At 63.6% G+C, this 20,162-nt stretch carries 22 protein-coding genes; 19 read left to right on the top strand and 3 right to left on the bottom strand.

The features are described from left to right. The first annotated feature begins 78 nt into the window (after positions 1–78). Genes prfA through Q8Z05_RS21255 form a run of 4 tightly spaced genes read left to right on the top strand, consistent with a single transcriptional unit; the run spans position 79 to position 3,515 of the window. Complete coding sequence (gene prfA / locus Q8Z05_RS21270; RefSeq protein WP_305941486.1) at positions 79–1,152, top strand: peptide chain release factor 1; 1,074 nt, start codon at positions 79–81, stop codon at positions 1,150–1,152. 18 nt (positions 1,153–1,170) lie between these two features. After that, on the top strand, positions 1,171–2,058 hold the full coding sequence (gene prmC, locus Q8Z05_RS21265; RefSeq protein WP_305941485.1) for a peptide chain release factor N(5)-glutamine methyltransferase: 888 nt from the start codon (positions 1,171–1,173) through the stop codon (positions 2,056–2,058). 18 nt (positions 2,059–2,076) lie between these two features. Next, positions 2,077–2,760: an L-threonylcarbamoyladenylate synthase gene (locus Q8Z05_RS21260; RefSeq protein WP_305941484.1), complete on the top strand. Its 684-nt coding sequence runs from the start codon at positions 2,077–2,079 to the stop codon at positions 2,758–2,760. Then, the gene (locus tag Q8Z05_RS21255; RefSeq protein ID WP_305941483.1) at positions 2,757–3,515 is read left to right on the top strand and encodes a WecB/TagA/CpsF family glycosyltransferase; all 759 of its coding nucleotides are present in this window, start codon (positions 2,757–2,759) and stop codon (positions 3,513–3,515) included. The genes Q8Z05_RS21260 and Q8Z05_RS21255 overlap by 4 nt, the downstream gene beginning before the upstream one ends. 31 nt (positions 3,516–3,546) lie before the next feature. Here the strand turns inward: Q8Z05_RS21255 and Q8Z05_RS21250 are convergent, their stop codons facing one another. Further along, positions 3,547–4,443, bottom strand: a complete 897-nt coding sequence (locus Q8Z05_RS21250) for a glycosyltransferase (RefSeq protein ID WP_305941482.1) — start codon at positions 4,441–4,443, stop codon at positions 3,547–3,549. A 296-nt stretch (positions 4,444–4,739) separates the two neighbouring features. Here Q8Z05_RS21250 and Q8Z05_RS21245 point away from each other — a divergent pair, with 296 nt between their 5' ends. The 14 genes from Q8Z05_RS21245 to Q8Z05_RS21180 all read left to right on the top strand — a co-directional run bounded on the left by Q8Z05_RS21245 (position 4,740) and on the right by Q8Z05_RS21180 (position 18,372). Continuing rightward, a complete protein-coding gene (locus Q8Z05_RS21245; RefSeq protein ID WP_305941481.1) occupies positions 4,740–5,900 on the top strand; it encodes an MraY family glycosyltransferase in 1,161 nt (386 codons plus the stop codon). Between the two features lie 107 nt (positions 5,901–6,007). Beyond that, positions 6,008–6,499: a hypothetical protein gene (locus Q8Z05_RS21240; RefSeq protein ID WP_305941480.1), complete on the top strand. Its 492-nt coding sequence runs from the start codon at positions 6,008–6,010 to the stop codon at positions 6,497–6,499. Between the two features lie 16 nt (positions 6,500–6,515). Continuing rightward, on the top strand, positions 6,516–6,815 hold the full coding sequence (locus Q8Z05_RS21235; protein ID WP_305941479.1) for a hypothetical protein: 300 nt from the start codon (positions 6,516–6,518) through the stop codon (positions 6,813–6,815). Positions 6,816–6,906: 91 nt separating this feature from the next. Continuing rightward, positions 6,907–7,707, top strand: coding sequence for a F0F1 ATP synthase subunit A (gene atpB, locus Q8Z05_RS21230; RefSeq protein ID WP_028270094.1), 801 nt, complete (start codon positions 6,907–6,909; stop codon positions 7,705–7,707). 80 nt (positions 7,708–7,787) lie between these two features. Further along, entirely contained in the window at positions 7,788–8,006 is a 219-nt protein-coding gene (atpE, locus tag Q8Z05_RS21225; protein WP_011692451.1) for an ATP synthase F0 subunit C, read from the top strand. A 53-nt stretch (positions 8,007–8,059) separates the two neighbouring features. After that, positions 8,060–8,608, top strand: a complete 549-nt coding sequence (locus Q8Z05_RS21220) for a F0F1 ATP synthase subunit B (RefSeq protein WP_305941478.1) — start codon at positions 8,060–8,062, stop codon at positions 8,606–8,608. Beyond that, a complete protein-coding gene (locus Q8Z05_RS21215) occupies positions 8,608–9,435 on the top strand; it encodes a F0F1 ATP synthase subunit delta (protein WP_305941477.1) in 828 nt (275 codons plus the stop codon). The genes Q8Z05_RS21220 and Q8Z05_RS21215 overlap by 1 nt, the downstream gene beginning before the upstream one ends. Before the next feature lie 82 nt (positions 9,436–9,517). After that, positions 9,518–11,155 (top strand): F0F1 ATP synthase subunit alpha, encoded by a 1,638-nt coding sequence (atpA, locus tag Q8Z05_RS21210; protein ID WP_305943656.1) that lies wholly within the window; start codon positions 9,518–9,520, stop codon positions 11,153–11,155. Positions 11,156–11,231: 76 nt separating this feature from the next. Continuing rightward, positions 11,232–12,125, top strand: coding sequence for a F0F1 ATP synthase subunit gamma (locus Q8Z05_RS21205; RefSeq protein ID WP_305941476.1), 894 nt, complete (start codon positions 11,232–11,234; stop codon positions 12,123–12,125). A gap of 82 nt (positions 12,126–12,207) precedes the next feature. Next, on the top strand, positions 12,208–13,662 hold the full coding sequence (gene atpD, locus Q8Z05_RS21200) for a F0F1 ATP synthase subunit beta (RefSeq protein WP_305941475.1): 1,455 nt from the start codon (positions 12,208–12,210) through the stop codon (positions 13,660–13,662). Between the two features lies 1 nt (position 13,663). Then, on the top strand, positions 13,664–13,948 hold the full coding sequence (locus Q8Z05_RS21195) for a F0F1 ATP synthase subunit epsilon (protein WP_011692445.1): 285 nt from the start codon (positions 13,664–13,666) through the stop codon (positions 13,946–13,948). Positions 13,949–13,958: 10 nt separating this feature from the next. Further along, on the top strand, positions 13,959–14,390 hold the full coding sequence (locus Q8Z05_RS21190; RefSeq protein WP_305941474.1) for a DUF2550 domain-containing protein: 432 nt from the start codon (positions 13,959–13,961) through the stop codon (positions 14,388–14,390). A 5-nt stretch (positions 14,391–14,395) separates the two neighbouring features. Continuing rightward, positions 14,396–15,784 carry an alpha/beta hydrolase gene (locus Q8Z05_RS21185; RefSeq protein ID WP_305941473.1) on the top strand — a complete coding sequence of 463 codons (1,389 nt, stop codon included), beginning with the start codon at positions 14,396–14,398 and terminating at the stop codon, positions 15,782–15,784. A gap of 77 nt (positions 15,785–15,861) precedes the next feature. Next, the gene (locus tag Q8Z05_RS21180; protein WP_305943655.1) at positions 15,862–18,372 is read left to right on the top strand and encodes a bifunctional lysylphosphatidylglycerol flippase/synthetase MprF; all 2,511 of its coding nucleotides are present in this window, start codon (positions 15,862–15,864) and stop codon (positions 18,370–18,372) included. A 177-nt stretch (positions 18,373–18,549) separates the two neighbouring features. On the opposite strand, the gene Q8Z05_RS21175 is transcribed toward Q8Z05_RS21180, so the two are convergent. Further along, positions 18,550–18,753 carry a cold-shock protein gene (locus tag Q8Z05_RS21175; protein ID WP_011692441.1) on the bottom strand — a complete coding sequence of 68 codons (204 nt, stop codon included), beginning with the start codon at positions 18,751–18,753 and terminating at the stop codon, positions 18,550–18,552. Positions 18,754–19,048: 295 nt separating this feature from the next. After that, positions 19,049–19,744: an endonuclease NucS gene (gene nucS / locus Q8Z05_RS21170; protein ID WP_305941472.1), complete on the bottom strand. Its 696-nt coding sequence runs from the start codon at positions 19,742–19,744 to the stop codon at positions 19,049–19,051. Positions 19,745–19,815: 71 nt separating this feature from the next. Between nucS and Q8Z05_RS21165 the strand changes: the two genes are divergently transcribed. Beyond that, positions 19,816–20,160: an ATP/GTP-binding protein gene (locus tag Q8Z05_RS21165; protein WP_305941471.1), complete on the top strand. Its 345-nt coding sequence runs from the start codon at positions 19,816–19,818 to the stop codon at positions 20,158–20,160. Positions 20,161–20,162 lie beyond the last annotated feature (2 nt).

Here is a 20,162-nt window from a genome sequence, read left to right as displayed (position 1 = left end):
CCTGTGGCCGGCACACTTTGGGCGGTTCGTCGTTAAGTCTCCTGAAACTAGACTTGTAAGAGTCGAAAGAGGTTTGAAATGTTTGAGTCCGTACAGGGCCTGTTGGATGAGCACGATGCTATCCAGGCGCAGCTGGGGGATCCTGCTGTTTACGCTGACCAGAAGCTTGCCCGGAAGCTGGGGCGGCGTTCGGCCCAGTTGAACGGCATTGTGGAGGCCTACCACAAGTGGGAGGGCCTTCGCGATGACCTGGCGGCTGCCAAGGAAATGGCGGACGAGGACCCCGAGTTTGCTGCCGAGGTGCCCGAGTTGGAGGCTTCGCTGGAGCTTGCATCCGCCAAGTTGCGCCGGCTGCTCATTCCGCGGGACCCGGACGATGCCCGCAACGTGATCCTCGAGGTCAAGGGCGGCGAAGGCGGCGACGAAGCTGCACTGTTCGCCGCGGACCTGCTGCGCATGTACAGCCGGTACGCCGAGTCGCGCGGCTGGAAGACCGAACTCATTTCAGCCACCGAATCGGACCTCGGCGGCTACAAGGACGTCCAGATGGCCGTCAAGGGCAACTCCAACGATCCGGCCGAAGGCGTTTACGCGCGGCTGAAGTTCGAAGGCGGAGTGCACCGCGTGCAGCGCGTCCCCGTGACGGAGTCCCAGGGCCGCATCCACACCTCGGCCGCCGGCGTGCTGGTGCTTCCCGAGGTGGACGAACCCGAAGAACTCGAAATCAACCAGAACGACCTCAAGATCGACGTCTACCGCTCCTCGGGTCCTGGCGGCCAGTCCGTCAACACCACCGACTCCGCAGTCCGTATTACCCACCTTCCCACCGGAATCGTGGTGGCCATGCAGAACGAAAAGTCCCAGCTGCAGAACCGCGAGGCCGGCATGCGCGTGCTCCGGGCACGCATCCTCGCGCACCAGCAGGAGCAGATCGACGCTGAAAACTCGGCCCAGCGCAAGTCGCAGATCCGCACGATGGACCGTTCCGAGCGCATCCGCACGTACAACTACCCGGAAAACCGGATCGCGGACCACCGCACGGGCTACAAGGCCTACAACCTGGACCAGGTCATGAACGGCGACCTGGAGCCCGTGATCCAGTCGGCCATCGAGATGGACGAACAGGCCCGCCTGGACGCCATCGGCGAATAGTCCCCGGCTGGTCGCTTGATGACACTTGGAACAGGACTGAGCCTGGCTGAGGCCGTCCGCGAAGCCACAGCACTCCTGGCCGACGCCGGCGTTCCCAGTCCGCGCGTGGACGCGGAGCTGCTGGCGGACCACCTTCTGGGCGTCGGCCTGGGCCGGCTGCGGGCCATGCTGCTGGGGGATGCCCCTGCGCCGGACGGCTACGCCGAGCTGGTTGCCGAGCGTGCCCGGCGGGTGCCCCTGCAGCACATCACCGGGGTGGCCCATTTCCGCTACCTGCAGCTTGCCGTGGGTCCCGGGGTCTTCATTCCGCGGCCGGAGACTGAGTCCGTGGTTCAACTGGTCATTGACTGGCTCAAGGCACGGGACAAGAAGAACGGCAGCGGGCATCCGAAGGTGGTGGACCTGGGCACCGGGTCCGGTGCCATAGCAGGGTCCATTGCCCTGGAGGTTCCCGGCGCGGAGGTGTACGCCGTCGAGTTCAGCGAGTTTGCCCACGCCTGGGCGGCGCGGAACCTGGCGCCCCTGGGCGTGAAACTGCTCCGCGGGGACTTGCGGGACGCCCTGCCTGAACACAACGCAACGTTCGACGTCGTCGTCTCCAACCCGCCCTACATCCCCGCAGAAGCAATTCCCAATGAACCCGAGGTGGCCCTGCACGATCCGCCCGAAGCGCTATACGGCGGGGGAGCGGACGGAATGGAACTCCCGACGGCGGCGGCGGCGTCTGCCGCCCGGCTGCTGGTTCCCGGCGGCTACTTCGTAATGGAACACGCCGAAGTGCAGGCCGCGTGGATCGCCGCAATGCTGAAGAAGACCGGCCGCTGGTCCGACGTGACCACCCACCTGGACCTCAATGGCAGGGAGCGCGCCACCAGCGCAGTCCTCAAGGAACCGACGGACTACTAGTGATGAAAGAATAGGCCAGTGACCACAACCTACGACTGCACGGCAGCCGACCAGCGGGCCGAAGGGCTGGAGAACGCCCAGCGGGCCATCCGCCAACACAAATGCGTGGTGTTCCCCACCGACACGGTGTATGGAATCGGCGCCGACGCATTCTCCCCGCAGGCTGTCACCATGCTGCTCGCGTCCAAGGGCCGCAGCCGCAAGATGCCGCCTCCCGTCCTTATTCCCCGGCTCAATGCGCTGGACGGGCTGGCAACGGACGTCCCGGCGGAGGCACGCAAGCTGGCCGAGGCATTCTGGCCGGGCGGCCTCACCATGATTTTCCACGCGCAGCCGTCGCTGGACTGGGACCTCGGCGAGACCCGGGGCACTGTCGCGCTGCGGATGCCGGCCGACGACGTCGCCCAGGACCTGTTGACGCTGACCGGACCGCTGGCGGTGTCCTCCGCGAACCGCACCGGCCGGCCTGCGGCCCGCACCGCTGCCGAGGCCATGGACCAGCTCGCCGAATCCGTCGAGGTCTACCTCGAAGGGGGACTGCGCCCGGAAGGTGACGCGGATTCTGTTGCCCTTCCGTCCACCATCGTTGACGCCACCTCCCTGCCCCTTCGGGTGGTCCGCCGGGGTGCCATCACCCTGGAACGGCTCCGCGAGGTTGTTCCTGAGCTCCTGGACATCGACGGCAATGCGGCCGCCGAATGATCCTCACACGCCAGCACGTCCCTGTCCTGGGCGTTGACGCGACGCCCCTGACTGTTTCCGGGATGACGGCAACCCTCAACCGTTTTGTCGCCGAAGGCGGCATCCGCACCGTGGTGGGCCACAACCTGCACAGCGTGACCCTCTTCCACTCGGATCCGGAATTCCAGGCCCTCTACGACAACAGCGATGTAGTGCTCCTCGACGGCGCCCCGGTCCTCTGGCTCTGGGGAAGATCGGGCGATGCGGACGGGCCCGTCATGGACTACCGCCTGGGCTCCACGGACTGGATCCCTGCCCTCGGCGATGTCGAAGGACTGGAGCGAGTTGCCGTGATCGGCGCGGGAGCGGAAGCCAATGCCAAGGCTGTGGCCCGCCTGGCCGGGATCATGCCGAATGCCACGGTGGCCGGGATGCCCGGCGAAGGATGGAACGACACCCTCGAGCGCGAGGCCGTCGCCTGGCTCCGCGAACTGCGTCCCCAGATGGTGCTCCTCGGACTGGGCATGCCGCTTCAGGAGATGGTCCTCCGCCGCAGGCTTGGCGAACTCCCGCCGGCCGTGTATTGCGCGGTGGGCGGTGCGATCGAACAGATTGCCGGAATCCAGAAGCTCGCTCCCCGGTGGCTGGGCCGGCTCGGACTGGAATGGGCCTGGCGGCTGATGCTGCATCCGCGCAGGGTTGCCTACCGCGTCTTCGGCGAGCCGTGGGTGCTCCTGGCACTCCTGGTCCGGCGCCACCTCAGGTCAGAACGCTAGGATCCACCCGCCCGGCTGACACATCCGTCGGCTAGAACTTCTGGTCCTTCAGGGGAGCGAAGCCCTTGCCGCGGAGCCCGGTGGAAAACGCCCGGAACCAGCCAGCCAGGCCGCGGAAGTCGCCGCGGCGCAGGAAGTAGCCCAGGTAACCGCCCACGTCAGCGACGAGGGACTTCACCCGGAAGTGGCGGCGGATCAGGTACCCGCGGTTACGGTAGTAGTAATAGCGCTTGAACGCCGTTTCAGGCACAATCACGTGCCAACGCGCACCGAACACGTGCTGGGTCTCGGCGAAGGCGTGGGGATGCGTAATGGCCGTGGTGGTCACCGTGCCGAAGCGGATACCCGCTTTGCGTAGCCTGATGGTGAAGTCCACCTCGTCGCCGCGGATGAACAGCCGCATGTCCGGCAGGCCCACCTTGAAGAAGACGTCCGAACGGATCAGCGCGCCGTTGAAGAAGTGGCCGTCGTCCGGCAGGAACCCCAGCTTCTCCACGTCGGCGCGGTCGTGGGTGACCTTGCCGTCGAGGCGGAAGAAAAAGGACAGCCGGTCCGGGTGGCCCGGCGCGGCAACGAGGGGGACCACGGCATCCATGCCGCGTGCCTCGGCCTCGCGGAGCAGCGTGGCGAGGCACTCCGGGTCGCCGGGTTCGGCGTCGTCGTCCATCATCCAGATCCAGTCAACGCCGCTGGCCACCGCCTTGAGGATGGCCAGGGAGAAGCCGCCGGCTCCGCCCAGGTTCGCTTCGGACCGGACGTAGTCCACGTTGGAGTGCCGGTCCGCCACCTCTTTGGCGGGCGCGGTGCCGCTGTCCACGAGGCAAATGGAGCTGACCGGAGAGGTCTGCCGGTTGATGGCATCCAGCAGAACGGCGAGCTCACGGGGACGGTCAAACGTCACGGCGGCAACTGCAACCGAGGGGGACATTGCTGGTTCCTTTCGACACGGCCGCCGGTGGATTTCCCGCCGGCTATGGGCCGTGTGACGCGAAGCCAGCCAGCCGTTGGCATTAGTATCTTGACTAGAGTCCACTGTAATACAGCCCTGTCAGGCACTACGCACTGCCTGCCGCGCGCACGGCGACGGAGAAGTTTCATTTATCGAAAGTCAGTTCCACAGCAATCCCGCCCTGGCTATCCCTGCCTCCCGGCACTGACCGGGCCGCAGGGATACACGATGCCGGGGACTGGTTCCGCTGACGACGCGGGGACGGTGGTTTCCCGATGATTATGTATCTGCTGATGATGCTGACGGCAGCGGGCGTCTCTTTCGCCGCCACGTGGGGCGCACGGCTGATCGGGAACAGGCTGGAGCTTTTCTCGCCGATCCGCAGCCGCGATACCCATTCCCACAAGGTCTCCAGACTGGGTGGCCTGGGCATTTATGCAGGGTTCCTCGTGGCACTCTGTGTTGCCAGCCAGTCATTCTTCGTCAAGGACATCTTCCGCGGCAACGCGTCCCCCTGGGGAGTGCTCGCCGGTGCCACGCTGATCGTCATAGTGGGCCTTGCCGACGACCTGCTGGACCTGCGGTGGTGGGTGAAGCTGATCGGCCAGAGCGCCGCAGCCATGGTGGTGGCCATCTGGGGTGTCAGGATGGCCATCGTTCCGTTCGTGCCCGAACCGATCATTCTCGAGAACGAGATTGTGAGCATTGTCCTCACCGCAGGGCTGATTGTGACCACCATGAACGCCTTTAACTTCATCGACGGGCTGGACGGCCTTGCCGCCGGCGTAGCGATCATCGGCGGGGCAGCGTTCTTCCTGACGGCGTACTGGGTGCACCGGTCGGCCATCCTCCTGGACTATTCCGACCTCGCGACGCTCCTGACTGCGGTCGTGGTGGGCAGTTGCGTGGGATTCCTGCCGCATAACTGGTTTCCCTCGAAGATCTTCATGGGCGATTCCGGGGCGATGCTGATCGGCCTGCTCCTTGCCTCCGCTGGCATCGTCTCAACCGGCCAGATCACCTCCGGCCTCTACGACCGCGCCAACGGTATTCCCACGATCATCCCCATCCTGCTGCCCTTCGCGGTGCTGTTCCTGCCGCTGCTGGACCTCTGCCTGGCAGTCGTCAGGCGCACCGCGCTGGGCCGTTCGCCATGGTCTGCCGACCGGGGACACCTGCACCACAAACTCATGGACATCGGCTATTCCCACCGGGCCTCCGTCCTCCTGATGTACGCGTGGACCTGCGTCCTGGCCTTCGGCGGCCTCGCCTTCGCCATTTTCCCGTGGCAGATGGTGCTGGCTGTGGACGTATTGGCCGCCGCCATTATGGCTGTGGTCACCGCGTGGCCATACCTTCGCGACAAGGCGCCCGGGGCCGGCCCGCGCTCCGAAGCGGAGGCAGAAGCCGAGGCCGAAGCAGCGGGTCAGGAGTGACCCGTGGACACCCTTTTCCGAATAATTTCTATCTCATGTAGAATTCCAGTGCAGCTATTCGCCGCGCCCTCCCTTGCCAGCCTGCAGTACACGACGATTGGGATCTGATGACCTCCAACGCCGATCCCGGACACAGTTCCGGTAACGGACCAGTTGGTGTCTCCGGCCCCACAAAGTCACTGTGGCTGGGTCTTTTGAAGCTCAGTGCAGGTGCGGCCCTGGCCGGCCTTGCACTCGCCGCGATACCGGCCGCCATAGTCAACGGCGGCGGGGGAGTGCTGTCCAGCACTTTTGGCGGCGTCCTGGTGATGGCTTTCTTCGGGATAAGCCTCCTGGTTGGCCATTTTGTCGGCCGGAACAATCCCTCGGGTGCCATCGGCGTCTTCGTAGTCACCTACTTCGTCAAAGTCGTGGGATTTGCCGTGGTGCTCTTTGTGCTCGGCGCTCCTGCCTGGCTCCACGGCCGCTGGTTCCTGATCGGCGCCGTTACCGCCGTCGTGTTTTGGCAGGCAGCGGAGATCTACGGGTTCAGCAAAGCCCGCCTCCATATTTATGACGAACCCAAACCCGTGAAAGACGGCAATGATGAGCAGCCGTAATTCGAAGCGAAAAAACATGCGGGAAATCCCCAAATCCACCACCGGTTCCGCGGGTGTATCTTCCGACGGTGGGGACGGCGGATACAACGCCGGCATCGCCGTCTTCAGCTACATAATTGGCGGAATCATCGTCTGGAGTTTGATAGGGTGGGGTCTGGATTATCTGTGGGGAACCCGCTGGATTGTGCTCGCAGGCGCTCTGCTTGGAGCTGCGGGAGGGTTCTATCTTTCTCATATGCACGGCCTCACCAGTAACAGAACGTCAACTGGTGAAGACACTGCAGCCAGCGGCCCGTCCAAGGACGAGGAACAGTAATGCCTAACAATTTCACAAGGGGAAGGGCGGACATGAAGATCGCCGGACCCTCACCAACGCCCAATGATGGACACTGCAGAGAGGAAACGCGTTGATCGCGCTTGCGCTCCCGGCCCAAGATTCAGGAGAGTTCAACCCTCCTGGAATTGAAGAAATGCACCTGCCGGCAATCCTGCCGTGGGGTGCGGCAGACGGATTCTCCAAGCAGATGCTGCTGGTAATCCTGTCGGTCGTCATTATCGCTACATTCTTTCTGCTAGCTGCGCGGAAGCAGCAGCTTGTTCCCGGCAAACTGCAGTTTGCAGGTGAGGCCGCCTACGGCTTCGTCCGCAACAGCATCGCCAAGGACATCATTGGCGGCAAGGACTTCATCAAGTACGTCCCGCTGTTGTTCAGCCTCTTCTTCTTCATCCTGGTGAACAACATCTACGGCGCCATCCCGCTGATCCAGCTTCCGAGCTTCTCGCACGTCGGCGGCGCCTATGTGCTCGCAGCCATCGTCTACCTGACCTGGATCGGCATCGGCGTCAAGAAGAACGGCCTCAAGTACTTCAAGCTGGCCACCGTTCCCTCGGGCGTGCCGGTCTACATCCTTCCGATCGTTATTCCGATCGAGATCATCTCCAACTTCCTGGTCCGCCCGGTCACGCACAGCCTCCGTCTGTTCGCCACCATGCTGGCCGGACACCTGATCGTGATGATTGCCGGATCCGGCATCGAGTACCTGGTCATGCAGGAGAACATCCTCCTCAAGGGCACCTCTGTACTGGTGCTCGTCGGCGCCATCGCCATGTACATGCTGGAAGCGCTGATCATGGCGCTGCAGGCTTACGTTTTCACGCTGCTGACTGCCATCTACATTGAAGGCGCACTGCACGCGGACAGCCACTAGGCACCCACAAACTTCCCCTTCGCGGGGATGAAGCAACCCAAACAACCTGCCACACGGGTGGCATCTTGAAAGGAAGAAAAATGGAAGGCTCCATCAACGGCTCCCTCAACCTCATCGGCTACGGCCTCTCCGCTATCGGCGGTGGTATCGGTGTGGGTCTCGTGTTCGCGGCTTACATCAATGGTGTGGCACGTCAGCCGGAAGCCCAGCGCGTCCTGCAGCCGATCGCATTCCTCGGCCTTGCGCTGACTGAAGCACTCGCCATCCTCGGCCTGGTCTTCGCTTTCGTTCTCTCCTAAGCGTTAGAACTTAGCGAACATCCAGAAACCGAGTAGATAAGGACGGGTGAAACATGAATCAGACGATCATCTCAGCCGCCACCGAAGGCACTAATCCGCTCGTTCCCAATCCCTGGGAAATGGGCGTAGTCCTGGCCGGCTTTGCTGTCCTCTTTTACATCGTGGTCAAGTTCGTTGTCCCGATGTTCGAGAAGACGTTCGCGGAGCGTGCCGAGGCTATTGAAGGTGGCATCGCCAAGGCTGAAAAGGCCCAGGCAGAGGCTTCTGCTGCACTCGAAGAGTACAAGCAGCAGCTCACCGACGCCCGTGCAGAAGCCAACCGCATCCGCGAGGAAGCCCGTGCCGAAGGCGCCCAGATCCTGGCGGACCTGAAGGAAAAGGCAGCTGCAGAGTCTGCCCGCATCACCGCACACGCGCACGCCCAGATCGAATCCGAGCGCCAGGCGGCCGTTGTGTCGCTTCGCTCCGAGGTCGGCACGCTGGCAACCACGCTGGCAAGCCGCATCGTCGGCGAGTCACTCAGCGATGATGCACGTGCAGCCCGTGTGGTTGACCGTTTCCTGGCAGATCTGGAGAACCAGAACGCAGGTGTAGCTAAGTAATGGCAGGTGTATCGAGCGAATCGCTGACCGCGGCGCTGGTGGCATTGGAAGCCAAGCTTCCCTTCGCTTCGCTGCAGTTGGCAAAGGAACTCTTCGGAATCCTTGAAACGGTGGACAGCTCGGCTGGCTTGCGCCGCGCCCTGACTGACCCGTCCCGCAGCGGTGACGAAAAGTCGGCACTGGTCAAGCAGCTCTTCAGTGGGAAAGTCTCCACTGATGCTGCGGACATCGCGAGCGGACTGGCCGGTTCACGCTGGGCGTCGGCTCGGGATATCGGCGATGCACTCGAGACTCTTGCCGCCTCGGTGGTAATTGCCGTTGCTGAGAACAAGTCGGCCGTCTCTGCCTCAGGAATCACCGGACTGGAAACGCTGGAGAACGATCTGTTCGCCTTCAACCAGACTGTTGGTTCCAGCCACGAGGTACAGCGTGCTCTGTCCGAGCCGCAGGCGAACCCGGCTGCCAAGATTGCCCTCGCCGAAAAGCTCGTTCCCCATGCAAGCGAGGAAGCGAAAGTCCTCATCGGACAGGCAGTTTCGCAGCCCCGTGGCCTCAAGGTGACCAAACTTGTGCGTCGTTTCGCAGAACTTGCAGCCAAGCGCCAGCAGCGCTGGATCGCAACGGTCAGCGTCACCCGTCCGCTGACGGAGACACAGACCAGCCGACTGCAGGCAGGGCTGAACGCCCTGTACGGGCGCGAGCTCAAGATCAACATGAACGTTGACCCGGCACTGATCGGTGGCATCCGGATCCAGGTTGGTGATGAAGTGCTTGACGCTTCTGTACTGAACCGCCTGGGCCAGCTCCAGCGTCAGCTTGCCGGCTAACCGGACAAGCACAACTTAACTGATAGAAACCCCGGTCATCGTGACAACGATGATCACGAAAACAGGAGAGCAGGGACTGCAGATGGCCGAATTGACCATCAACGCCGACGACGTCCGTATTGCGTTGAACGAGTTCGCGGCGTCCTACGAACCCGGAAACGCAGAGCGCGTAGAGGTCGGCCGTGTGACCACCGCAGGTGACGGCATCGCCCGTGTTGAGGGCCTTCCCTCGGTCATGGCGAACGAGTTGCTTCGTTTCGAAGACGGCACGCTGGGCCTGGCCCAGAACCTTGACGTCCGCGAAATCGGTGTCATTATCCTCGGTGACTTCACCGGGATCGAAGAGGGCCAGGAAGTCCACCGCACGGGACAGGTTCTGTCCGTGCCGGTTGGCGATGCCTTCCTCGGCCGCGTGGTTGACCCGCTGGGTCAGCCGATCGACGACCTCGGCGAAATCAAGGCTGAAACCACCCGTGCCCTGGAACTCCAGGCGCCCGGCGTGACCCAGCGCAAGTCGGTTCACGAGCCGATGCAGACCGGTCTGAAGGCTATCGACGCCATGATTCCGATCGGCCGCGGCCAGCGTCAGCTGATCATCGGCGACCGCCAGACCGGCAAGTCGGCAATTGCCATCGACACGATCATCAACCAGAAGGCCAACTGGGCTTCCGGGGACGTCACCAAGCAGGTGCGCTGCATCTACGTGGCCATCGGCCAGAAGGCGTCCACCATCGCGGCTGTTCGCCAGACCCTCGAGGACAACGGCGCACTGGAATACACCACCATCGTGGCTTCCCCCGCGTCCGACCCCGCAGGCTTCAAGTACCTGGCCCCTTACGCCGGTTCGGCCATCGGCCAGCACTGGATGTACGGCGGCAAGCACGTCCTCATCGTGTTTGATGACCTGTCCAAGCAGGCTGAGGCCTACCGTGCAGTGTCGCTGCTGCTCCGCCGCCCGCCGGGACGCGAAGCCTACCCGGGCGACGTCTTCTACTTGCACTCCCGCCTCCTGGAGCGTTGTGCCAAGCTCTCCGACGAGCTGGGCGCAGGCTCGATGACCGGCCTGCCGCTCATCGAGACCAAGGCAAACGACGTCTCCGCATACATCCCGACCAACGTGATCTCCATCACCGATGGCCAGATCTTCCTGCAGTCGGACCTCTTCAACGCCAACCAGCGTCCCGCCGTCGACGTGGGCGTCTCCGTTTCCCGCGTGGGTGGCGCAGCGCAGGTCAAGTCCATGAAGAAGGTCTCCGGTACCTTGAAGCTGGAACTGGCCCAGTACCGCGACATGCAGGCCTTCGCAATGTTCGCGTCGGACCTCGACGCCGCATCGCGCCAGCAGCTGACCCGTGGTGCACGCCTGATGGAACTGCTCAAGCAGGGCCAGTACTCGCCGTTCCCGGTCGAGAACCAGGTCGTCTCCATCTGGGCCGGTACCAACGGCTACCTGGACGACGTTCCGGTTGAGGACATCAACCGCTTCGAGACCGAGTTCCTGGAGCACCTGAAGCACAAGTCCTCCATCCTGACGACGCTGGCTCAGACCAACGTCATGGACGATGACACCGCAGAAGCACTGAAGACCTCGATCGTGGCCTTCAAGAAGGGCTTCTTCGGCGAGGGCGACAACCTCCTGGTTGGTGCGGGGCACGAGGAATACGCCCCCATCGACGAGGCGCAGGTCGACCAGGAAAAAATCGTCAAGCAGAAGCGCTAGTTTCGCTGGCAGGGACTGCCGGGACCCCCACGGGTTCCGGCAGTCCCGGCCACCGGGATCTTAGGAAAGGATAAGTATGGGAGCCCAGATTCGGGTCTACCGCCAGAAGATCAGCTCGACGACGTCGATGCGCAAGATCTTCAAGGCGATGGAACTGATCGCTACCTCGCGCATCGGCAAGGCCCGCGCACGCGTAGCGGCTTCACTGCCTTACGCAAACGCGATCACGCGTGCCGTTTCTGCTGTCGCAAGCCAGAGTGAAATCGACCACCCGCTGGTCACCGAGCCCGAGCAGATCCGCCGTGCCGCCGTCCTGGTCATCACCTCGGACCGTGGCCTCGCAGGTTCCTACTCGGCAAGTGTGCTCAAGCAGGCGGAAGGCCTCACCGAGCTGCTCCGTGAGGAAGGCAAAGAAGTCAAGACGTACGTTGTCGGCCGCAAGGCCCAGGCGTACTTCGACTTCCGCAACCGTCCCTACGCACGGGTATGGACCGGCAACACGGATTCACCGGAGTTTGCGACTGCGCAGGAAATCGGCGCAGCGCTGCTGGAAGATTTTGCCACTGCGTACGAAGAGGATGGCGTGGACGAAATCCACGTCGTCTACACCCGCTTCAAGTCCATGGTGACGCAGGAACCGACGGTCATCCGCCTGCTTCCCCTCGAGGTTGTCGAAGAGCAGGCTGCGTCCGAGTCGGACCTCCTGCCGCTCTACGAATTCGAGCCGGAAACGGAGCAGGTTCTCGACGCTCTGCTGCCGCGCTACATCGAATCACGTATCTTCGCCGCGATGTTGCAGGCAGCAGCTTCCGAGCTCGCAGCCCGCCAGCGGGCGATGAAGTCTGCCGGCGACAACGCCACGGACCTCATCAAGAAGTACACGCGTCTGCGCAACACTGCCCGCCAGGCTGAAATTACGCAGGAGCTTTCCGAAATCGTGGCCGGTGCCGACGCCTTGAACGCGTCCTAGCCACCACGGTTACGGATCCAGCTGTACCTGCACCAAAAGATAAACTTAACCCCCACGCCATCTACTGAGTGAAGTGAGAGAGATGACTGCCACCGCTACCGAACACGTAGCCGCAACGTCCGGTGCTACCGGCCGTATTGCACGTGTTATTGGCCCGGTTGTCGACGTCGAATTCCCGGCTGACGCAATCCCCTCGATTTACAACGCACTCACCACGGAGATTACTCTCAACGGTGAGACCAAGACCATCACGTTCGAGGTAGCCCTGCACCTGGGCGACAACCTCATCCGCGCCATCTCCCTGCAGGCCACCGACGGACTTGTCCGCGGTACCAGCGTCGTAGACACCGGCTCGCCCATCACCGTACCCGTCGGGGACGGCGTCAAGGGCCACATCTTCAACGTCCTCGGCAAGCCGCTTGACGTTGACGAGTCCGAGATCCAGGCTTCGGACCACTGGGCCATCCACCGCAAGGCCCCGGCCTTCGCGACCCTCGAAGGCTCCACCGAGATGCTGGAAACCGGCATCAAGGTGATCGACCTCCTCACCCCGTACATCAAGGGTGGAAAGATCGGCCTGTTCGGCGGCGCCGGCGTGGGCAAGACCGTGCTGATCCAGGAAATGATCACCCGTGTTGCCCGCAACTTCGGCGGCACCTCGGTGTTCGCCGGCGTTGGCGAGCGTACCCGTGAAGGTAACGACCTCTGGGTTGAAATGGAAGAGGCAGGCGTCCTCAAGGACACCGCCCTTGTCTTCGGCCAGATGGATGAGCCGCCGGGAACGCGTCTGCGCGTAGCACTGTCCGCACTGACCATGGCGGAGTACTTCCGCGATGTGCAGAACCAGGACGTGCTGCTCTTCATCGACAACATCTTCCGCTTCACGCAGGCAGGTTCCGAGGTTTCCACCCTTCTCGGCCGCATGCCGTCCGCCGTGGGTTACCAGCCGAACCTTGCAGACGAGATGGGTCTCCTCCAGGAGCGCATTACGTCCACCAAGGGCCACTCCATCACCTCGATGCAGGCCATCTACGTTCCCGCAGATGACTACACCGACCCGGCACCGGCCACTACCTTCGCCCACCTCGACGCAACCACGGAACTTTCCCGTGAAATCGCTTCGCGTGGCCTGTACCCGGCTGTGGATCCGCTGACGTCGACTTCCCGAATCCTGGACCCCCAGTACATCGGCAAGGACCACTACAACACGGCTGTCCGTGTGAAGCAGATCCTGCAGAAGAACAAGGAACTCCAGGACATCATCGCCATCCTCGGCGTTGACGAACTGTCTGAAGAGGACAAGATCGTCGTGTCGCGTGCACGCCGCATCCAGCAGTTCCTCTCCCAGAACACCTACACCGCCAAGCAGTTCACCGGCGTCGAAGGCTCCACCGTTTCCATCAAGGACACGGTTGAAGGCTTCACCGCCATCTGCGACGGCGAGCTTGACCACGTGGCAGAGCAGGCGTTCTTCAACGTCGGCGGCCTGGATGACGTTGAGCGCCAGTGGGCCAAGATCCAGGAACAGACCAAGTAATATGGCTGAGCTTGAGGTTGAGATTGTCGCAGCGGATCACTTCGTGTGGTCCGGAGCGGCCAAGATGGTCAAGGCCCGCACCAGCGATGGTGAAATCGGAATCCTGCCCGGCCACTCGCCCCTGCTGGCGATTCTGGCCGAAGGTGAGCTGGCCATTGAGCCGGTTTCCGGTGAGCGCATTGCTGTAGTTGTCGACGGCGGATTCTTCTCCGTCGACAACAACAGGGTGGTCATTGTTGCTGACAACGCCCAAATGGGTGAAGCGGCTACCGCGGGGATCCGCTAGCACTACCTTGATGAACGATCCCGGTTTTCCGTTCATCGCATTGGCAACTGTCTTTGCGTTGCTGATTTTTGCACTGTGCCTGTCCGGGGTACGCCGCTTTAACCTGCGGCGTGCCCTGGGCACAGTGGACGCCTCCATTTGCACGGCCGGAAAAGGCTGGCAGATGGGGGTTTGTCGTTATCAGGACAACGACCTTGAGTGGTTCAAGCTGCTCTCGCTCAGTGTCCGCCCCAAATACACGTTCCGGCGCAGTTCGCTGGAACTGGTGGGGCGCCGCCAGCCCACGGAAGCGGAACTCGTGAAGGTCCAGCCTGACTCCGTCATTGTGGAACTTCACTACGAGGGCCAGGAAGTCCTGCTGGCCATGAAGTTCGATGCCTACACCGGACTGTCGTCGTGGCTGGAAGCCGGGCCGGTCATCGGTGTGGGCACCTGGCGCTAACGCCGGTGGATTTCCTCGCTGATGTCCATCTCACCGATGGACCCGTAATGTGGTTTGCCTGGGCCGCCGGTGCTGTTGGCTTCGGCTGGCTGCTGTGGGCCCGCGGACGCCGCTGGCTCGTGACTGCTGCCGGTGCACTGCTGCTCGCCGCAGGCGTTGTGGCCGCCGTGCACTGGCTGCTGATATACGCCTTTTCCGCCCTGCCTGAGAGCCTCCCGCGCGAAGTGCTTGCGTGGTTTGTGGCAGTGGTGTTCGCTCTCTTCCTGTATCTGCTGCGGCTGTGGAAACTCCGGCAGCCTTCTTCTCCGGCTGGTTCTCCTCCTGCGGGCCCTCGTCCTGCGGGCCCTCGTCCGGCGGGCCCTCGTCCGGCGGGACGGTCCGTGTGGCGGGGGAGGACGGCCGCAACGGCTGCCATGCTGGGAGTCTTCCTGCTTGCCGCAGTCCAGATCAACGCCTACTTCGGCCTCAACCATACGGTCAGCGACGTCATGGGCACGGCCGTGGCCAGGATCCAGCCCCTCGAAGCCGGACTGCAGCGCCAGCCTGCAGCCGCCGCCCCCACCGCCCTCACCTCCTGGCGCGCGCCGGAGGGGCTGCCCTCGGCCGGTGTCCTGAGGAAGGCAATCATCCCCGGCACCGCCTCGGGTTTCAGCAGCCGCGATGCCTACATCTACCTGCCTCCCGCGTACCAGGCCACACCCCGCCCCGCGCTGCCGGTCCTTGTCCTCTTTTCCGGTCAGCCCGGCAGTCCCTCTGACTGGCTCACCGGAGGCGCCCTGCGCAGCCGGATGGACCGTTTCGCCCAGGATCACGACGGCGTCGCTCCGGTTGTCGTGGTGGTGGATCCGAACGGCACCGCCTCGGCCAATACGCTCTGCATGGACAGCCGCCTTGCCAAGGCCGATACATTCCTTGCCGTAGATGTCCCGCGTTGGATCGAGCAGACACTTGACGTTGACCCGAACCACCGGCACTGGGCAGCGGGGGGATTCTCCTTCGGGGCCACCTGCGCCCTGCAGATGGGCACCCGCCATCCTGACGTCTACACGTCGGTCCTGGCCTTCTCGAGCGAGCGGGAGCCGGCGCTGGCAAAGGAACGGCAGAAGACGATTGACGCAGCATTCGGCGGCGACGTGGAAGCTTTTGATCGACAGACCCCTTTGACCATCATGCGGGGTAGGCGGTTCGAGGGGCACTCCGTATACTTCGGTGCCGGTTCGAAGGACCCGGAATTCCTTGCCTACATGGACGAACTGTCCGCAGCGGCGCGCCAGGCAGGCTTTTCTGTGCAGGCGCAGCCGGTAGCCAACACCGGACACTCCTGGGAGGCCGCTTCCAGGGGCCTCCCCGCAGCGCTGGACTTTGTGGCCGAGCGCTGGGGAATACAGCCGTGACCAACCAGCGGGAGACCCTCCGCGACATCGGCAGGAACGCGCCCGGGGCCGACGGCAGCGTCACCTGGGCTGTCGTGATGCTGCGGGCCCTGCGCCGCCTTCGGGAACATTTCACGGCAGTGCCGTTTACCCTCGTTGTCCTTGGCTTGTTCCTTGGCACGGGCGCGGCCACCAACAGTTTCCTGTCCGGGCCGCCGGAAGCCCTCCTGGACGTCGCATCAGTACATGTGGCCGCGCTGAAGGACGGGCGCTGGTGGTCCATGTTCACCTCTCTCTTCTTCGCCACGAATCCCGCTGCGTATCTCACCGCCGCCCTCATGATCCTGCTGTTGCTCGGACTTGCCGAGCGCAGGCTGGGCACGCTGCGGACGGCTGCGTTCTTCTTCGGCGGCCAGTTCGCGGCCGTCTCGCTGTTCCTGCTGTTCACCCAGCTCGCCCGCTACGCCGGGGACGGCTGGATGGGCCTGATGGTGGACGCCGGGCTTATCGGGCCGTATGCCGCCGTCCTGGCCGCCGTGCTGGGGGCAAGCGGACTCGTGCCCACCCTGTGGCAGCGGCGCCTTCGCACGGGAATCATGTCGGCGTCGCTGCTCCTCGTCCTGTACGTAGGGCATCCGGAGACGGTAGTCGGGTTCCTCGGCGCTTTGGCCGGGCTTGCCGCCGGGTGGTGGATCCAGAGCGACCACGGGACCCTCCACCGGCACCGTTCCACCGGTCGCGAGACGAGGAACCTCCTGGCCCTGATCGTGGGGATCTTCGCTGTCGGGCCCATCCTGACGGCCGCTGTCCGGAGCCCCACGGGTCCGCTGGCGCTGCTGCGGGACGTGGTGCTGAACCCGCTGCCAACCCTCAGCCAGCTGGAGCAGAACTGCGGCGGCACCGTTGACGTGAACTGCCTGGAACTCGGACGTTCGGGATTCGCCGGTCCACTGGGCCTTGCCCAGGCTGTGGTGCCCGTGCTGCTCCTGCTGATCTGCGCGGACGGGCTGAGGCGCGGGCGCCGGCTTGCCTGGCGGATCACCATCGGGGTCCAGCTGGCGGTCACGGCGCTGTCAGCCGTCTACCTCACGCTGTTTGCCCGGATTCCGCACTATCCGCCGCGGCCCCACACCGCTGTTATGGGCTCGGGATTTGTCCACGTGCTCCCGCTCGTGGCAGTTCCGCTGCTGCTCGTTGTCCTGCTGTGGATCAACCGGCGGCAGTTCCGTGTGGAGGCACCGGCAGGAGCACGGCGCACCCTGACCCGGGTCCTTGCCGGCACCTGGGCTGCACTTGCCGGGACCTACACCATTGCCTGGCTGGGGGCCGGCGGAATGGAGCGCGACGGCGGGCTGTCCGGGCTCGTGTCCGAACTGGCCCGCCAATACCTCCCGGTGCCCATCCCCAGCCTGTATTCCAGGGTCTTCCGGGACCGGCAAACGGTAGAGGCGTTCCTGTTCGCCTACTCCGGGATCCTCTTCTGGGCTGTCGCACTGGCGGGTGTGTGGGTGGTGTTGCTCGGGCATCACCACGGTGCCGGCGCAGGCGCTGAGGCGAGGGAGGTGGCCCGCCGGCTGGTGCGCCGGGGCGGAGATTCGCTGTCCTGGATGACGCTGTGGGAACCGAACAAGTACTGGTTCACTCCTGCCGCTGACGCCGGTGTTGCCTACCAGCAGCATGGCAGTGTGGCCCTGACACTGGGTGGCCCGTTCGGTGACCCCGCATTGCGGGAGGAAGCCGCCACCGGATTCATCCGGTACTGCGCTGAGCACGCGCTGGTGCCCTGTTTTTATTCCTGCACCGACGGGCTGTGGCCGTTGCTCCGCACCCGCGGCTTCAGCAGGGTAGCCGTGGCCCAGGAGACCCGGCTGGCGGTCAGGGAGCTCGAATTCAAAGGCAAGGAATGGCAGAACGTCCGCACCGCTTTGAACCGCGCGCGCAAGACCGGGGTCGAAGCCCTCTGGGGACGGTATAGCGGGTTCCCGGCGGCGTTGCGTGCCCAGCTCCTTGAGGTCTCCGAGGAATGGGCAGCGCAGAAAAGCGTTCCGGAAATGGGTTTTACGCTCGGCGGCATGGATGAACTGATGGACGACGACGTGCTGTGCTGCGTCGCGGTTGACGCCGACGGCCTGGTGCACGGCGTCACGAGCTGGCTGCCGGTCTACGAGGAAGGCCGCGTGGTCAGCTGGACCCTTGATTTCATGCGACGGCGCGATGATGGATTCCCCGGGGTCATGGAGTTCCTGATCGCGTCAGCGGTGCTGGAGTTGAGGAATTCGGTGGAAGTCATTTCCCTGTCCGGCTCACCGTTGGCCAAAGAGCCTCCCGAAACGGCAACGGCCGGCGCGCCGCGGGAGCAGGGGACAGGGCAGGAGCCCGAGGCCCTCACGGCGATCCTTGATGTGGTGGGGCGGGCACTGGAGCCGGTATACGGGTTCCGCTCCCTGGCCACCTTCAAATCCCGGTTCAAACCTGATTACCGCACGCTGTACCTCTATTACCAGGACCCCCTGCAGCTGCCTGCCATAGGCCGGGCCCTGAGCCGCGCCTACCTTCCCGGGCTTTCCGTCCGCCAGAGCGCCCGGCTGCTCAGGACGCTGGTCCGCTAATTACGTAACGCGGGCGGTGCATTATCCGCACTATGTTTTCAGATTCCTAAAACATTTATGACAGGGAACAATGCGTTGCGCGTGAATGGATATCACGCAAAAAAATGATCCCCGGCACTAATGCCGAGGATCATTGATTCGCAGGATGCCGCCCGTGGGCGGCGCGCCGACGAGGGACTAGACCAGAGTTACACCGGTGGCCTGGGGGCCCTTGGCGCCCTGGCCGATCTCGAACTGAACGCGCTGGTTCTCGTCGAGGGTCTTGAACCCGCCGGTCTGGATCTCCGAGTAGTGAACGAAGACATCACCATCGGAGTCATCCGGGGTAATGAAGCCGAAGCCCTTTTCAGCGTTGAACCACTTGACGGTTCCCTGTGCCATGTATATCTCCTCATTGTGGAACTTGCTTAAGCGCGGCACACTTCGTGCCGTACTTGGTCACTCCGCGAGAAGAATCCTGGCTTGCCGCCCGGTGGAACCGGACACTAGCTGACGAAGCTTCGCGCTCGCAACATGTCTTGCGAGCATGAAAAACACCTACACAAAGACTTAGATAAGAATTTCATGTGGGGTCCGTCTGGTCAACGGGTAAAAGGGGGAATTCGATAAATTTTGCGTAAAGCCCATGTGAACCGCTTCGTGATGACATCAGCCCGGCAGAATGCCCGGCGGCCCATTAGAAGAGGCGCGATTCGCTGTCGTCAACGCCGCGCATGGCGTCGTAGTCCAGGGTGACGCAGTCGATGCCCCGGTCGTTGGCCAGGACCTTGGCCTGCGGCTTGATCTGCTGGGCGGCGAAGATGCCGCGGACCGGCGCCAGCAGTGGGTCCCGGTTGAGCAGTTCCAGATACCGGGTCAGCTGTTCGACGCCGTCAATATCACCGCGTCGTTTGAGCTCGATGGCGACCGTGGCGCCGTCCGCATCCCTGGCCAGGATGTCCACCGGGCCGATGGCGGTGAAGTACTCGCGCCGGATCAGTGAGAACCCGGTGCCGAGCCGTTCGATCTGATCGGCCAGCAGCCGCTGCAGGTCCGCTTCCACCCCGTCCTTGATGAGGCCGGGGTCCAGGCCCAGTTCATGGGAGGTGTCGTGCAGCTGCTCGTGGATGTTGATGATGAGCCGGTCGTCGGTCTTGGCGGACTGGACGGTCCACTGCTCGGTGACACCGAGTTCAAGGTCCACTTCGTCGGGGGTGGAGACCCTCAGGCTGGCCGGAGGACTCATCCAGTTCAGCGGCTTGTACGAGCCGCCGTCAGAGTGCACCAGGACGGAGCCGTCCGCCTTCACCAGCAGGAGCCGGGTGGCAAGGGGGAGATGGGCCTTGAGCCGGCCAACATAATCAACAGAACAACGGGCTATGACTAAACGCACCCGGTCAACACTACCGTCTGCGCCCCGGGGAGGGACAGCGCGGGGGTCGGAGCCTGGGGCAGAATGGAGGCATGCCCCGTTCCAACCGCCCCCGCCGTGCCGCCTCCGGAAGACTGGGACAGGCCAGCCGCAAGCACGCCACCGGTCCCGTGCCGGAGCTGGACCTCGAGCGCGCCCGGTCCGGGATCGCTCGGCGGGAAAGCGCCCCTGACGGCGAGTGGATGGTCCGCACCATGACGGCCAAGCGGGCTGAAAAGGCCTATATCTGCCCGGGTTGCTCAACAGCGGTCCTCCCAGGTGTGGAGCACCTGGTGGTCTGGGCGGAGGACCACCTGTTCGGCGCGGCCGCGGGCCTATCGGAGCGGCGCCACTGGCACTCCAACTGCTGGGCGTCACGCACGTACCGCTATCGCTAAGC

This window comes from Arthrobacter oryzae, assembly GCF_030718995.1.
Classification (GTDB): Bacteria; Actinomycetota; Actinomycetes; order Actinomycetales; family Micrococcaceae; genus Arthrobacter; species Arthrobacter oryzae_C.
The sequence above is the reverse complement of the archived record's forward strand: the minus strand, read 5'-3'. Positions and strand labels throughout refer to the sequence as shown.